This window comes from Mycobacterium sp. WMMD1722 (assembly GCF_049315205.1).
Lineage (GTDB): Bacteria > Actinomycetota > Actinomycetes > Mycobacteriales > Mycobacteriaceae > Mycobacterium.
The window spans coordinates 1,706,470-1,720,898 of sequence record NZ_CP186056.1 but is presented as its reverse complement, the minus strand read 5'-3'; the positions used below and the strand labels follow the sequence as shown (position 1 = coordinate 1,720,898).

Annotated in this window: 12 protein-coding genes; 7 read left to right on the top strand and 5 right to left on the bottom strand. The window is 68.7% G+C overall.

What is annotated here, in order from left to right:
• Position 1 precedes the first annotated feature (1 nt).
• From dapF to ACN27E_RS08045, 3 genes are all read left to right on the top strand, one after another.
• Entirely contained in the window at positions 2–874 is an 873-nt protein-coding gene (dapF, locus tag ACN27E_RS08055) for a diaminopimelate epimerase (protein ID WP_422748062.1), read from the top strand.
• A gap of 45 nt (positions 875–919) precedes the next feature.
• Positions 920–2,335 (top strand): GTPase HflX, encoded by a 1,416-nt coding sequence (gene hflX, locus ACN27E_RS08050; RefSeq protein ID WP_422748059.1) that lies wholly within the window; start codon positions 920–922, stop codon positions 2,333–2,335.
• 198 nt (positions 2,336–2,533) lie between these two features.
• Complete coding sequence (locus ACN27E_RS08045; RefSeq protein WP_422748057.1) at positions 2,534–3,880, top strand: DEAD/DEAH box helicase; 1,347 nt, start codon at positions 2,534–2,536, stop codon at positions 3,878–3,880.
• On the opposite strand, the gene ACN27E_RS08040 is transcribed toward ACN27E_RS08045, so the two are convergent.
• Positions 3,877–6,180 carry a molybdopterin-dependent oxidoreductase gene (locus ACN27E_RS08040; protein WP_422748054.1) on the bottom strand — a complete coding sequence of 768 codons (2,304 nt, stop codon included), beginning with the start codon at positions 6,178–6,180 and terminating at the stop codon, positions 3,877–3,879. The two genes, ACN27E_RS08045 and ACN27E_RS08040, sit on opposite strands and share 4 nt — an antisense overlap.
• A gap of 103 nt (positions 6,181–6,283) precedes the next feature.
• On the opposite strand from ACN27E_RS08040, the gene ACN27E_RS08035 reads away from it, so the two are divergent.
• Together ACN27E_RS08035 and ACN27E_RS08030 are read left to right on the top strand one after the other, a co-directional pair.
• Positions 6,284–7,444, top strand: a complete 1,161-nt coding sequence (locus tag ACN27E_RS08035) for an acyl-CoA dehydrogenase family protein (RefSeq protein WP_422748052.1) — start codon at positions 6,284–6,286, stop codon at positions 7,442–7,444.
• A gap of 177 nt (positions 7,445–7,621) precedes the next feature.
• The gene (locus ACN27E_RS08030) at positions 7,622–9,619 is read left to right on the top strand and encodes an LGFP repeat-containing protein (protein ID WP_422748051.1); all 1,998 of its coding nucleotides are present in this window, start codon (positions 7,622–7,624) and stop codon (positions 9,617–9,619) included.
• Between the two features lie 2 nt (positions 9,620–9,621).
• Here the strand turns inward: ACN27E_RS08030 and lexA are convergent, their stop codons facing one another.
• Positions 9,622–10,317, bottom strand: coding sequence for a transcriptional repressor LexA (gene lexA / locus ACN27E_RS08025; RefSeq protein ID WP_422748049.1), 696 nt, complete (start codon positions 10,315–10,317; stop codon positions 9,622–9,624).
• 189 nt (positions 10,318–10,506) lie between these two features.
• On the opposite strand from lexA, the gene ACN27E_RS08020 reads away from it, so the two are divergent.
• Together ACN27E_RS08020 and nrdR are read left to right on the top strand one after the other, a co-directional pair.
• On the top strand, positions 10,507–10,968 hold the full coding sequence (locus ACN27E_RS08020; RefSeq protein WP_422748047.1) for a LysM peptidoglycan-binding domain-containing protein: 462 nt from the start codon (positions 10,507–10,509) through the stop codon (positions 10,966–10,968).
• A 149-nt stretch (positions 10,969–11,117) separates the two neighbouring features.
• A complete protein-coding gene (gene nrdR, locus ACN27E_RS08015) occupies positions 11,118–11,582 on the top strand; it encodes a transcriptional regulator NrdR (RefSeq protein ID WP_422748045.1) in 465 nt (154 codons plus the stop codon).
• Positions 11,583–11,601: 19 nt separating this feature from the next.
• On the opposite strand, the gene ACN27E_RS08010 is transcribed toward nrdR, so the two are convergent.
• Genes ACN27E_RS08010 through ACN27E_RS08000 form a run of 3 tightly spaced genes read right to left on the bottom strand, consistent with a single transcriptional unit; the run spans position 11,602 to position 14,398 of the window.
• Entirely contained in the window at positions 11,602–12,288 is a 687-nt protein-coding gene (locus tag ACN27E_RS08010) for a PhzF family phenazine biosynthesis protein (protein WP_422748043.1), read from the bottom strand.
• Positions 12,289–12,319: 31 nt separating this feature from the next.
• A complete protein-coding gene (locus ACN27E_RS08005) occupies positions 12,320–13,342 on the bottom strand; it encodes an alpha/beta fold hydrolase (protein ID WP_422748041.1) in 1,023 nt (340 codons plus the stop codon).
• A gap of 54 nt (positions 13,343–13,396) precedes the next feature.
• On the bottom strand, positions 13,397–14,398 hold the full coding sequence (locus ACN27E_RS08000) for a proteasome assembly chaperone family protein (protein WP_422748039.1): 1,002 nt from the start codon (positions 14,396–14,398) through the stop codon (positions 13,397–13,399).
• Positions 14,399–14,429: the final 31 nt, after the last annotated feature.

The window sequence follows — 14,429 nt, the reverse complement described above, 5'->3', positions numbered from 1 at the left end:
GGTGGAGTTCGCCAAGGGGCACGGCACGCAGAACGATTTCGTGCTGCTTCCCGACGTGCAGGCGCAGCTGTCGCTGACTCCGGCCGCCGTGTCCGCGCTCTGCGACCGGCGGCGCGGCATCGGCGCCGACGGCGTGCTGCGGGTGACCACGGCGGGCGCCGCGCAGGCCGCCGGCGTGTTCGACCGGCTGCCCGAAGGCGTCGCCCACGACGACTGGTACATGGACTATCGCAACGCCGACGGCTCCATCGCGCAGATGTGCGGCAACGGTGTGCGGGTGTTCGCGCACTATCTGCGGGCGGCCGGTTGGGAATCTCGGGATCGCTTCGTCGTCGCCTCGCTGGCGGGTCCCCGGCCGGTGGTGCTGCACGGCTTCGACGCTTTCCGGGCCGACGTCACCGTCGAGATGGGCAAGATCAACCGGCTCGGCACCGGTGTGGCGGTCGTGGGCGGCCGTCGCTTCAGCGGGCTGGGCGTGGACGTCGGCAATCCGCATCTGGCGTGTGTGGACGACACCCTCACCGAGGTCGAGCTCGCTGCCCTGGACGTCGCCGCACCCGTGCAGTTCGACGCCGGGCAGTTCCCCGAGGGCGTCAACGTCGAGGTGCTGACCGCGCCTCGTGACGGCGCGGTCCACATGCGGGTGCACGAGCGCGGGGTGGGGGAGACCCGTTCCTGTGGCACCGGAACCGTGGCGGCCGCAGCGGCGGCGCTGCAGCACAGTGGGGTGGCCAGTGGGACGGTGGAGGTCAGAATTCCCGGCGGCGTGGTCAACGTCACCATCGCCGAGACCACCAGCTACCTGCGCGGACCGTCCGAACTGGTTGCCACCGGGGTGCTCGCCGAGGAATGGTGGCGCGCCCATCAGCGTTAATCCGGATGTATGTCACAGCCATCTCATGCCATCCTGTCTGCACGTATGACAGAACCCGATTTCTTCCCCCAGGACACGCCCAGCGCGGGTGAGCTCGCGCTCGAGGACCGCTCCGCACTGCGTCGCGTCGCCGGTCTGTCCACCGAACTCACCGATGTCTCCGAGGTCGAATACCGCCAGCTCCGCCTGGAGCGGGTGGTGCTGGTCGGGGTGTGGACCGACGGCAGTGCCGCCGATGCCCAGGCCAGCCTCGCCGAGTTGGCCGCCCTGGCCGAGACCGCCGGCTCGGAGGTACTCGAAGGGGTCGTCCAGCGACGGGACAAGCCCGACGCGTCGACCTACATCGGTTCGGGCAAGGCCGCCGAACTGCGCGAGATCGTGCTCGCAACCGGCGCCGACACGGTCATCTGCGACGGTGAGCTCAGCCCCGCCCAATTGACCGCGCTCGAGAAGGTGGTCAAGGTCAAGGTGATCGACCGCACGGCGCTGATCCTCGACATCTTCGCCCAGCACGCGACCAGCCGTGAGGGTAAGGCCCAGGTGTCGCTGGCTCAGATGGAGTACATGCTGCCCCGGCTGCGCGGCTGGGGTGAGTCGATGTCGCGGCAGGCCGGTGGTCGCGCCGGCGGCGCCGGTGGCGGAGTCGGTACCCGCGGGCCCGGCGAGACGAAGATCGAAACCGACCGTCGCCGTATCCGTGAGCGGATGTCCAAGCTACGCCGGGAGATTCGCGATATGAAGAAGATCCGCGACACCCAGCGCAGTGGCCGCCGACGCAGCGAGGTGCCCTCGGTGGCGATCGTCGGTTACACCAATGCCGGCAAGTCGAGTCTGCTCAACGCGCTCACCGGCGCTGGCGTGCTCGTCGAGAACGCACTGTTCGCGACCCTCGAACCCACTACGCGCCGAGGACAATTGGATGACGGACGGCCGTTCGTGCTGACCGACACGGTCGGCTTCGTTCGGCATCTGCCCACCCAGCTGGTGGAGGCGTTCCGCTCCACGCTGGAGGAGGTCGTGGGCGCCGATCTGCTGGTGCATGTGGTCGACGGCTCGGATGCCAACCCGCTGGCGCAGATCAGCGCGGTGCGCCAGGTGATCAACGACGTGGTGGCCGAACGCGACGGACATCCGGCCGCAGAACTGTTGGTGGTCAACAAGATCGACGCGGCGGATGGACTGTCACTGGCGCATCTGCGCGGGGCGCTGCCGGGGGCGGTGTTCGTCTCCGCGCACACCGGCGAAGGTCTCGACCGGTTGCGCGCCAGGATGGCCGAGCTGATCGAGCCCACCGACGCGGGCGTCGACGTCACGATCCCGTATGACCGTGGCGATCTGGTGGCGCGCGTCCACGCCGAGGGCCGCATCGACGCCACTGAGCACACCGCCGACGGCACGCGGATCAAGGCGCGGGTGCCGGTGGCGCTGGCCGCGGGCCTGCGCGAGTTCGACACCTTCTGATGCGCTAGACTGCTCGAGAACGCCGCTCGCATCACCGATGATGCCGACGGCTCGTCGTGGAACGCTTACCATCGCGTCCGGCTCAAGCTCTTCTCGCGGCGATCGATTTTGCCGACCGGCAATCTCGCCACCCAGTGTGCCTCCCGCTCAGCGCCCCTTGGTGCGCGCCGCACACTCACACTGCCTGAAAGGCATTAAATGACAACCGAACCCACCTTCGCCGACCTCGGTGTGCGCGGACCTCTGCGCCGCGTCCTGGAGAACCGCGGTATCGACGCGCCGTTCCCGATCCAGAGTGCGACCCTGCCGGACAGCCTGGCCGGTCGTGACGTACTGGGCCGCGGGAAGACCGGCAGCGGTAAGACGCTCGCCTTCTCGCTGCCGCTGGTCACCCGCCTCGCGGACGCAAAGCGCCGTCCGCAGCGTCCTTCGGGGCTCGTGCTGGCGCCCACCCGCGAGCTGGCCAGCCAGATCACCTCCACCCTCGAGCCGCTGGCCGCGGCCTACGATCTGCGCGTCGCGACCATCTTCGGTGGCGTGTCGCAGAATCCCCAGGCCGCCGCGCTGCGCGCGGGTGTCGACATCGTCGTCGCCTGCCCCGGGCGGCTCGAAGATCTCATGCGGCAGAAGCTGATCAGCCTGGACGCGGTCGAGATCACCGTGCTCGACGAAGCCGACCACATGGCCGATCTCGGATTCCTGCCCGGGGTGACCCGCATCCTGTCGGCCACCCCCGCCGGCGGACAGCGCCTGCTGTTCTCGGCCACCCTGGACAACGGGGTGGACAAACTGGTGCGCCGCTTCCTGCGTGAACCCGTCACCCATTCGGTCGACGAGGTGAACGCGCCGCCGCCGGCCATGACCCACCACGTGTTCCATGTCGCGGGGGCGCAGGAGAAGACCAAGCTCGTGCAGACCCTGGCGTCGGGCACCGGTCGCCGAATCCTGTTCATGCGCACCAAACATCAGGCTCGCAAACTCGCCCGCCAGCTCACCGAGGCCGGGGTGCCCTCGGTCGACCTGCACGGCAACCTGTCCCAGAACGCCCGCGAGCGCAACCTCGCCGCGTTCTCCAGCGGGGAGGCCAGTGTGCTCGTCGCGACCGACATCGCCGCTCGCGGGGTGCACGTCGACGAGGTGGAACTCGTCGTGCACGTCGACCCGCCGGTCGAGCACAAGGCGTATCTGCACCGCTCCGGCCGCACGGCGCGCGCTGGAAGTGCCGGTGACGTGGTGACCGTGGTGCTGCCCGACCAGCGCCGGGACACCTCGGCGCTGCTGCGCCGGGCCGGGATCACCGTCGCGCCACAGCAGGTGGCCGCCGACTCGGCCGAGGTGGCCGCGCTGGTGGGCGAGGTGGCGCCCTACCGTGCCCCGGCCCCGAAGCCGGTCGAGCAGCCACGTGCGGCCGGCGGTGGCCGGCCCCGCCGTGGGCGCCCGGCCAAGCCGCAGCAGCGCAACGGTGAGCCGGCCCGCACTCACGGTGGCGGTGACCAGGCCAGTCGCAACCGCAGGCCGCGGCGCCGTCCGCAGGCCGCGCGCTAGGCTCGCCGCCGCACCACCGGCGGCTCGTGCGCGCGCACCGGTGGCGGTGTCGCGTCGAAGCGCTCGACCTCGACGAGGACATGGGCGCCGGTGCAGCCGCGGGCCAGTGACGACGTACCGACGTCGTCGGTCAGCACATTCGGGTTGCCGTGCACGCACATGGCGTCCGGATCGGCCGGGTCAGCCGGATCGAACCATGCGCCCGTGGGCAGTTGCACCACCTGCGGGCGCAGCCCGTCGTCGACGACCAGACCGGCCAGGCAGGCCCCGCGGTCGTTGAACACCCGCACCACGTCGCCGGCGTCCAACCCACGCGCCGCGGCGTCGTCGGGGTGCATTCGGATGGCCTCGCGGCCGGCGACTTTGGCACGTTGGCTGGTTGCCCCGCCGTCGAGTTGACCGTGCAGTCGAGACGGCGGCTGGTTGGCGATCAGATGCAGGGGGTACGCCTGCGCGCGCGGGCCGCCGAGCCATTCGGTCGGCGGAAACCAGGTGGGGTGCCCCGCGCAATCGGGATAGCCGAATCCGTCGATCGTCTCGGAGAAGATCTCGATTCGGCCGCTCGGTGTCCCGAGCCGGTGGTTGACCGGATCGGCGCGGAAATCGGCCAGCAACGTCAGCCCCGGTTCGGTCGGCAGTCGTAGGCTGCCTCGTCGCCAGAACTCTTCGAACGTCGGCACGGTGAAATCCAGGCCCGCTGCCCACTGCTGGTACAGATGCGCCAGCCACTGCCGCGCCGAGCGGCCCTCGGTGAACGCTTCGGCGAAGCCGAGCCGGTCGGCCAGCGCCGCGAAGGTGTCATAGTCGTCCCGGCTTTCGGCATACGGCTCGACCAGACGGGGCATCGCCATGAACACCGGGTCATTGCGTGATCCCGAATAATCCTCCCGCTCGAAGGCGGTCGTGGATGGCACCACGATGTCGGCGTGTTTGGCCATGGCCGTCCAGTACGGATCGTGCACCACCACGGTGTCCACCCGGGCCAGTGCGCGCCGCAACCGTGGAATGTTCTGGTGGTGGTGAAACGGATTGCCGCCGGCCCAGTAGACACAACGGATGTCGGGGTAGGTCAGCCGCGTACCGTTGTAGTCGAACGGTTCTCCTGGATGGAGCAGCATATCGGTCACCGCCGCGACCGGGATGAAAGTGCGGACCGGGTTGACGCCCTGTGGCAGGCGGGGCAGACCGCAACGCAGTGGCGCAAGCCCTGATTCGTTCATCGAGCCGTAGCCGTGGCCGAAGCCCCCACCGGGAACACCGATCTGACCGAGCATGGCCGCCAGTGTCAGACCCATCCACGGCGCCTGCTCGCCGTGGCGGACACGCTGCAATGACCAGCTCACGGTGACCAGGGTTCGCCCGGCAGCCATCGTGCGCGCGAGTGCGGTGAGTTCACCGGCGGGCACACCGCAGATCTGCTCGGCCCACTGTGGTGACTTCGCCACACCGTCGTCGAGGCCCAGCAGGTAGCGTTCGAATCGGTGGTATCCCACGCAATATCGCTGCAGGAAGCCATGATCGGCCAGCCCTTCGGTTGCCAGGACGTGGGCCAACGCGAGCATGATCGCGACGTCGGTGCCCGGAACCGGTGCGTACCAACGGTGTTCGCCATCGACGTCGTCGCGCTGAGGCGAAAAGGACACGATCTGCCCGCCGCGTGCACGGAATCGTCGCAGCGCCGCACGCGCCGGATGGGCGGTGGTGCCCCCGTGGTTGGTGCCGGTGTTCTTCAGCGCCAGACCGCCGAAGCACACGAGCAGATCGGTGTGGGAGACGATGACCTCCCAATTCGTCGAGCGTTTGAACAAATCGTCGTGGGTGCCCACCACGTGCGGCATGATCACGCCGGTCGCCCCGAGACTGTAGGAGTGGCGCGAGAAGGTGTAGCCGCCGAGCAGCTTGAGGAAGCGATGTACCTGGCTCTGCGCGTGATGGAAGCGGCCCGCGCTCGCCCAACCGTAGGAACCCCCGTAGATCGCCTCGTTGCCGTGGGTGTCGACCACCCGGCGCAACTCGGCGGCAAGCCGTTCGGTCAACTCGTCCCAGGACACCGCGACGAATTCGTCGGCGCCCCGGGCGGCGCTCGGCCCCGGACCGTCGTCGAGCCAGCCGCGCCGGATCGCAGGGGTGGCGATGCGCGACCGGTGCCGGATCGAGCCGGGCAGGTTGCCCAGCAGGGGGGAGGGATCGCTGTCGGCGGCCGGCGGGGTCACCGCGGCGATGTCGCCGGACTCGATGTACGCGGCAAAGGCCCCCCAGTGGGTCAGGCTCGTCGGCGCGGGAGCCACGGGGTCGGCCATGACGCGCCATTCTAGGGCCCGGCCGACGTCACAAACCGGTCAGCCAACCATCCGGTTGGCTGGTATAGGGTCGGCGCACCTGCACCAACACCGGAGGTGAGCAATGAGCGGTCCCGTCGCCTACCAGCGCACGCTGTTCGAGCCCGAGCACGAGCTGTTTCGCGAGTCGTACCGGGCCTTCCTCGAACGCCATGTGGCGCCGCAGCACGATCAATGGGAGAAGGACAAGATCGTCGATCGCGGCGTCTGGCTGGAGGCGGGGAAGCAGGGCTTCCTCGGCATGGCGGTGCCCGAGGAGTTCGGTGGCGGAGGCAACGCGGACTTCCGCTACAACACCATCATCACCGAGGAGACGTCGGCGGGTCGCTACAGCGGCATCGGCTTCAGTCTGCACAACGACGTCGTGGCGCCCTATCTGCTCCGGTTGGCCACCGAGGAGCAGAAGCAGCGCTGGCTGCCGAAATTCTGCTCCGGGGAACTGATCACGGCGATCGCCATGACCGAACCCGGCACCGGTAGTGACCTGCAGGGGATCAAGACCCGCGCGGTCCGTGACGGCGACCGGTACATCCTCAACGGCTCGAAGACGTTCATCACCAACGGGATCAACGCCGACCTGGTGATCGTGGTTGCTCAGACCGATCCGGACAAGGGCGCTCTGGGATTCTCACTGCTGGTCGTGGAACGGGGGATGGATGGATTCGAGCGCGGTCGCCATCTCGACAAGATCGGCCTCGACGCTCAGGACACCGCCGAATTGTCCTTCACCGATGTCGCGGTGCCCGCGGAGAATCTCCTCGGTGAGGAGGGCCAGGGATTCGTCTATCTGATGCAGAACCTGCCGCAGGAACGCATCTCGATCGCCATCATGGCCGCGGCGGCGATGGAGTCCGCGCTCGCGCAGACCGTTCAATACGCCAAGGAACGCAAGGCTTTCGGCAAGCCGATCGGCAGCTTCCAGAACTCGCGATTCCTGCTCGCCGAACTGGCCACCGAGGCGACCGCAGTGCGAATCATGGTCGACGAGTTCATCGGTCTGCACCTCGACGACAAGCTGACCGCTGAACAGGCGGCAATGGCCAAGTGGTACACCACCGAAAAGCAGGTCCATCTGATCGACCGGTGTCTACAACTGCACGGCGGCTACGGCTACATGCGCGAATACCCGATCGCGCGTGCCTATCTCGATGCCCGGGTGCAGACCATCTACGGCGGCACCACCGAGATCATGAAGGAGATCATCGGGCGAAGCCTCGGCGTGTGAGGCGTCGCCGCGCCGCTTTCGTCACCCTCAGGCCGACTTTGGGACGGCAAGTGCTCGCGTCGACTCGAATTTCCAGGTATTTTGCGCAGGATCGGTGTGGTGCGCTCGAAATCGCCGTCACGTGAACAAGGATTGGCCGACGCGATACTTTCGAGGTTCGCCGACACGGGAGGTTCGATGAGCGGGCGACTGACCCTGCTGTGCACGGCGTTGGTACGGGTGACGGCCGGAGTTGCGGTGATGGCGGCCGGAATGCTGCTGGCGCCGACGGCGGCGGCCGATCCTCGTAGCGATGCCAACGACGCCATCACGGCGAGTTACGACGCCAGCGGAGGCCCCGGCGGACCGCTCGGTGCTCGTGAGGGTGATGTCTACCCCGTTGGCGCCGGTTTCGGGCAGAACTTCGCCGCGGGCAAGATGTTCTTCACCCCGGCCACCGGCGCGCACTTCATGCAGGGCGCTGTCCTCGAGAAGTACGAGGCGCTCGGCGGGCCTGCCGACAGCGACCTCGGCTTTCCCACCATCGACGAGGGTCCGGGCCGGGTGGGGCCGGACAGCCGCAACGTCACCTTCTCCGCCGCCGACCGGCCGGTGATCTTCTGGACCCCCGCGACCGGCGCCCGCGTCGTCCGCGGAGCCATCAACGCCGCGTGGGACAAGCTCGGTGGGTCGGCGGGCCAGCTCGGCGTGCCGTCCGATGACGAGGTCTACCGCGGCGGCGTGGTCTCGCAGACGTTCACCGGCGGGGAGATCTCGTACGACACCAAGGCGAAGACCTTCACCACGGTGCCGCCCGAGCTGGCCGACCAGTTGGCCGGCCTCGACGTTCCCGGGGATGCGACCTCGGCCATCGCCGCCGCACGGCGCGCGGCCGGCGGTCCACTCGGCCCACTGGGCGCGGCGGACGGCGGGCAGTATCCAATCGGCGATGACGGGGTTGGACAGAACTACGCCGGCGGAAAGATCTACTACACCCCCGCCACCGGTGCGAATGTGGTGACCGGTCAGGTGCTGGAGAAGTACGAGAGCGTCGGCGGCCCCCAGGGCGATCTCGGATTCCCCACCACCAGCGAGACCGACGGGGGGTTGGGATCCAACAGCCGGATCAGTACCTTCTCCGCGCCGGATCGTCCCGTCATCTTCTGGACGCCCGACTACGGCCCGGTGATCGTGCGTGGCGCGATGAACGCGGCCTGGTCGAAACTCGACGCCGCCCGGGGTCCGCTCGGGGCTCCGATGGCCGACGCCACGGAGAACGGCACGGTCACCACTCAGCGCTTCAGCGGCGGCGTGCTCTCCTACGATCGCGCGACCGGCAAGTTCACCACCGAGCCCGCAAATCTGGCCGCGCAGCTCGCCGGGCTCGAGATCCCCGGCGCGGACCTCCCCGCGAACACGCCCGGACCGCAATCGCAGGCAGCAGATGACGGGGGTAACTGGCTGAACTGGCAGTGGAATTGGTGGTGGCTGCTCGCCCTGGTGCCGGTGCTGATCCTCGCCGGCCTGGCCGTCGGTGCGACGGTGATGGGCCGGCGGCGCGGCCGCCGCGACGAACGCCGGTTCGATGACGACTACTTCGCCGGCTCACCGGACGAAACCTCGTACACGCCGGTCGGCGCGGGAATCGTCGGTGACGGTGGGGACTCCGGGGAGGCCGAACGAGAACACTTCGGCGGGACCTACCCGTCGCCGTCCGGGCTGTTCGGTGATCCCGACGCCGACCGCGACCAGTCGCCGCCCGACGAGGTGGACCTGTGGAACATGCGCGAAGAACCCGTCGGCGCAGGCGACGATGTCGACCATTCCCTCGAAGATCTGGACGACCGGACCGGCGGTGAGGTCGCCGAGGAGGATCCGGATGCGGTGGACACCGCCCCGACCCCGATCGTGACCTCCGACCCCGAACCTGCACTGGCGGCCGCGATGTTCGTCGACGACGCGCCCAGTGGTCGCCACGCGGCCGTCGAGGTGGACGAGCCGACACCCGGCCGGACGGCGATTCATCTCGGCGTCGACGAAACCGGACGGGCACCGGAGGGCTATCCGGTGAAGGCCGACACTCGCTCCGGTCTGTACTGGGCCCCGGGTAGCCGCCACTACCACGAGGCCGTCGCCGAGATCTGGTTCGCCAGCGAGGAGTTCGCGCGGACGAACGGATTCGTCCGCGCCGACTGACGTCAGATCTTGCGGATCACGGTCACGACTTTGCCGAGCACCGCGGCATCGTTGCCCGGGATCGGTTCGAACGCCGGGTTGTGCGGCATGAGCCAGACCTGACCGCGTGAGCGTTTGAACGTCTTGACGGTGGCCTCGCCGTCGATCATGGCGGCGACGATGTCGCCGTTGTCGGCGACGTTCTGCTGACGTACCACCACCCAGTCCCCGTCGCAGATCGCGGCGTCGACCATCGATTCACCGACCACCTTGAGCAGGAAGAGCGATCCTTCCCCGACGAGCTCGCGGGGCAGTGGGAACACGTCCTCGACGGCCTCCTCGGCCAGAATCGGCCCGCCGGCGGCGATCCGGCCCAGAACCGGGACGAACGTGGGTTCCGGGAGCGCATCGCTGCCTGCGACGTCGGTGGTGACGGCCGGCGAGGCGGCGTCGTCGGCAGCCCGCACGTCGACTGCACGGGGCCGGTTGGGATCGCGGCGCAGGAAGCCCTTGCGCTCCAGGGTGCGCAGCTGATGAGCCACCGACGAGGTCGACGTGAGGCCGACCGCGTCACCGATCTCGCGGATACTCGGCGGATAGCCGCGGGTGGTGACCGAGGCGCGAATGACCTCGAGGATGGTGCGCTGACGCTCGGTCAGCCCGGAGCCGGTGCTGCGGCGGCCTTCGCCGCCGGGTGAGTCGCTGCTGTCGTCGGTCATGACTGCTGAATGTAGTCGCGTCGACGCCGATGATCAAACATGTGTTCGACGCGTGTCGCCGCCGATGCGTCCGAGGCGACTTGTCGGTGGGGTGATCTAGCGTTCGCAACAGTTCGATCACACGTTCTAGTGTTCGAACACATGATCGACTACGTTCGAACACACGAGCGACGGTGGAAAGGTAGGAACATGACGATCCTGGAGATGAACCCCGGTCAGGCAGGACCGGTTCGGGTGGTCGGGCGCACCGAGCAGGTCCGGACGCCGGTCGCCCGGCGTAGACCGCCGGCGCGCCGGCCGGCGGGTGCGCCGCTGGCCCACCGGGGGTCCGGTGTGCTGATGTCGCGGGCCTCGCACCGACGCGGACCCATCACCCCGGCCAAGACCGTCCTGCTGGCTCTGGTCGCAGCGGCAATCACCGTCTGGCTCGGGGCGATCGCCCAGCTCGGCGGCGTGGAGGGCGCCCAGGCAGGGGAGCCGCCGCAGCTCGCTGTGGTCCAGGTGCAGGCCGGGGAGACGCTGCACAAGGTCGCGCAGCGGGTGGCACCGGATGCTCCGGTGAGTGACGTCGTCGAACGGATCCGCGAACTCAACCGGCTCGACTCGGCCGCACTGGACGCCGGGCAGACGTTGATCGCGCCCGTCGGGTGAATTCCCAGGCGGTGGGTCAATCCTCCTGCGTCACTTCGTCGATGCCGCCGGCCATGCCCGGACGGGCGCCGCGGACCGGTGCCGCCGCGGCGCAGGTACGCTCGGGGAGGCCCGAGAGGCGGGTCTGCCGGCGAGGCGAAGGAGCGGAGATGCACTGCCCGTTCTGTCGTCATCCTGATTCGCGGGTGGTCGACAGCCGTGAGACCGATGAAGGTCAAGCCATCCGGCGTCGGCGGTCGTGCCCGGAGTGCGGGAAGCGATTCACCACCGTGGAGACCGCGGTGCTCGCGGTGGTCAAACGCAGCGGCGTCACCGAACCGTTCAGCCGGGAGAAGGTGATCAAGGGTGTGCGGCGGGCCTGTCAGGGCCGGCAGGTCGACGACGACGCACTCAACCTCCTCGCTCAGCAGGTCGAGGACGCCGTGCGGGCCACCGGATCGCCCGAGGTCTCCAGCCATGAGGTCGGGTTGGCGATCCTCGGTCCGCTGCGGGATCTCGACGAGGTCGCCTACCTTCGTTTCGCCTCGGTGTATCGGTCCTTCGAGTCGGCAGCCGACTTCGAACGCGAGATCGAAGCGTTGCGCGCACACCGCGACGTCGCGGCACCGGGCTGATCGGACGCTGGAGCGTCGGTCACCCGAGTGAGCGGGACCCGTCGCGGACCACGCGGCCAGCGAAGCGCACCCAGCCCTCCGGGCTCCACGTCGTGTGCAGGTGTGACCCCTTGCCCTGCAGGATTGTCAGATCGCGGCTGAGGAACTCGGTGATCCGTACCGCGGCCGCACCGGTCGCCTCGTCCTCCGGGACGCCGAGATTCGCCGCGAACATCCGCGAGCGGATATGGCCGGCGTCGCGGTCGGTCCAGGTCCACAGGTAGTGCTGGATGTCATCGGAGTAGTCGCCCGCGTCGGCCGCGGCCAGCGCCTCGACGGAGTCGAATTCGTGCAGGGCGAACTCGGGTGCCCAATCCGCGCGGGCGCTGACCGAGGTGAGTTCGTCGTCGTAACCGACCTGCACGATGCCCGCTGGAACCTGAAGTGTGCGCACCGGGACGCCACGGTCGCGCAGCCACCAGGAGGCACCGACCGTCGGATGGCCGGCGAACGGCAGCTCGGTGGCGGGCGTGAAGATGCGCAGGTGCGCGGTGCGGGCGCCGTGCTCGGGTATATCGACGAAAATGGTTTCGCTGTAACCCAATTCGCGGGCGATGCGCTGCCGGTCGGCGGGGCTCACCGTGGCGGCGTCGACGACGCCGAGAGGATTGCCGAAGCTGCCGTCGGGGGCGGTGAACACGCGGAGCACGTCGACGTCGATGGCCATGCGCCGATGCTACGTCGCGCTGCGTCCACGGTCAGGTCGCGCTGCGTTCGTCGGTTCCCATCGCGTCGAGCACGGCCACCCGGGTGTCGGCCGGACCGCTGATGGCGGTCTCTCGAATGCCGGTGCGCAGCAACTGGCGCAGCATTTCCTGATCGTGGGCGGCCGGTGCGGTGGTGTCGATGAAGTTGCGAACCAGCTCGACGAATCGGTCCGGATCGTCGTGGAACGGAAAGTGTCCTGCACCGTCGAAGATGTCCAGCCGCGAGCCCGGCATGGCGGCGTGGGCGAGATGACCGTGGGCGGCGGGGATGACCGAGTCGTGGCTGCCCCAGACCAGTTGCACGGGAACCGATTCGGTGAGGTAACAGCGGTCGAGCATGGTGACCACCTGCCCACGCCAGTCGACGACGGCGCGCAGCGTACGGGCAAAGGCCGAATTGGCCGTCGGCTCGGGCAGGTCGGCGAGAATGCGCATCATCTCCGACAGATCGCGGCCCACGCGGGTGGAGCCCAGCGCCGTGCCCGCGGCGCGGCCGAGCAGCTGCATGGCCGGCAGGACCATCGGTAGCCGCAACAGCGCAAGCGCCTCACTGCCCATCGGCAACGCCGCGATGCGCAGTGCCACGTTGACGTCTTTGGTCACCCCACCGGCGCCGACGAGCACCAGTCGGTCGACGAGTTGGGGGAACTGGTAGGCGAACTGCATGGCGACCCCACCGCCGAGTGAGTGCCCGACCACGGTGGCCCGGTCGATGCCCAGGACGCTGAGCAGATCGCGCATACCGTTGGCATACGCCGCGACGGAGTAGTCGGCGCGCGGCTTGTCGGATCTGCCGTGCCCGAGCAGATCGGGAGCGATGACGGTGAACCGCTGGGCGAGCATGGTCTGGACGGTGCTCCACGTCGTGGAGTTGTCGCCGATCCCGTGGATCAGCAGGATGGCGGGGCCGTCGCCGGCGATCCGGTATGCCCGGCGGTAACCATGAATCGTCCGGAAATGCAGCGTCGGTGTCACGTCGCGGACCGGTTGCAGGTTCGGCTTGCGTTCGATCATATCGGCCAGCCTCGTCGTCGGGCCGGCTGTCCGAGCCCGGCTAGGGGCGTTCCCTCACGGACGGTCCTCCCCGTCGGAGAAGCCGTCCCGGTACCGGTCTTCCTTGTCCTTCTCACCGGTCTGCTGGGCCAGGAAGCGCTCGAACTCGGCGCCGAGTTCATCCCCGCTGGGCAGGTCTTCGTCGTGCGCCAGGAGCGAGCGATTCTCCTGAGCCGCAACGAACGCATCGTACTGTCGCTCCAGGGCCGTCACCACTTGAGCGACCTCGGCGCTGGACTCGACCTGTTCGTTGATCTTGCTGTAGACCTCGGCGCCCGCCTCGACCAGCGCGGCAAGCGGTATCTGCAGCGATGCCGTCTTGGCCACCTCACCGAGCAGCGCTTCGGCGGCCGGCGGGTAGGCCGTCTGGGCCAGATAGTGCGGGACGTGGACGGTGTAGCCGAGGGCGTCGTGGCCATGCTGGGCCATCCGGAACTCGAGCAGGTTCGACACGCTTGCCGGCACCTGAACCTCGCCCACCCACGGGGTGTGCTCGCTGATCAAATCGGTGTTGCTGGCGTGCGCGGTCATCGAGACCGGTCGCGTGTGCGGGACGGCCATCGGGATGGTGCCCAGCCCGATCACCTGGCGCACGCCGAGCCGCTCGGCCAGCAGCCGCACCGCTGTGATGAACCGCTCCCAGCGCAGATCCGGTTCCATCCCGGCGAGCAGGAGGAACGGCGTGCCGACCGTGTCGTGCAGCGCATAGAGGTTCAGCTCGGGTTCCTCGTAGGCGGTGAAGTGGTCGGTCTTGAACGTCATGAGCGGGCGACGCGATCGGTAGTCGAGCAGTTCGTCGATCGCGAACGACGCGACCAGCTCGGTGTCGAGGGTGTTCTTGAGGTGCTGAGCAGCCAGCCGGATCGCGTGCCCGGCATCGGAGAAGCCCTCGAGGGCGTGCACCAGCACCGGGCCGCGACCATCGGCGGCCGACAGCTGCGGAGCCGGGAACTCCAGCTCGTACATGCCCGTCGGATCGGGCTGGTACTGCTCGGGGCTGTCTGCGTTGTCTGCCATCTCACGCCTCCCTTGCCAGGGCGCCGAAGCA

Excerpts from the sequence above, each read along its gene's own strand:
- hflX (WP_422748059.1), top strand. The coding sequence starts at position 920 with ATGACAGAACCCGATTTCTTCCCCCAGGACACGCCCAGCGCGGGTGAG.
- lexA (WP_422748049.1), bottom strand. The coding sequence starts at position 10,317 with ATGACCGACGACAGCAGCGACTCACCCGGCGGCGAAGGCCGCCGCAGC.
- ACN27E_RS08035 (WP_422748052.1), top strand. The coding sequence starts at position 6,284 with ATGAGCGGTCCCGTCGCCTACCAGCGCACGCTGTTCGAGCCCGAGCAC.
- nrdR (WP_422748045.1), top strand. The coding sequence starts at position 11,118 with ATGCACTGCCCGTTCTGTCGTCATCCTGATTCGCGGGTGGTCGACAGC.
- ACN27E_RS08005 (WP_422748041.1), bottom strand. The coding sequence starts at position 13,342 with ATGATCGAACGCAAGCCGAACCTGCAACCGGTCCGCGACGTGACACCG.
- ACN27E_RS08020 (WP_422748047.1), top strand. The coding sequence starts at position 10,507 with ATGACGATCCTGGAGATGAACCCCGGTCAGGCAGGACCGGTTCGGGTG.
- ACN27E_RS08045 (WP_422748057.1), top strand. The coding sequence starts at position 2,534 with ATGACAACCGAACCCACCTTCGCCGACCTCGGTGTGCGCGGACCTCTG.
- ACN27E_RS08030 (WP_422748051.1), top strand. The coding sequence starts at position 7,622 with ATGAGCGGGCGACTGACCCTGCTGTGCACGGCGTTGGTACGGGTGACG.
- ACN27E_RS08000 (WP_422748039.1), bottom strand. The coding sequence starts at position 14,398 with ATGGCAGACAACGCAGACAGCCCCGAGCAGTACCAGCCCGATCCGACG.
- ACN27E_RS08010 (WP_422748043.1), bottom strand. The coding sequence starts at position 12,288 with ATGGCCATCGACGTCGACGTGCTCCGCGTGTTCACCGCCCCCGACGGC.
- ACN27E_RS08040 (WP_422748054.1), bottom strand. The coding sequence starts at position 6,180 with ATGGCCGACCCCGTGGCTCCCGCGCCGACGAGCCTGACCCACTGGGGG.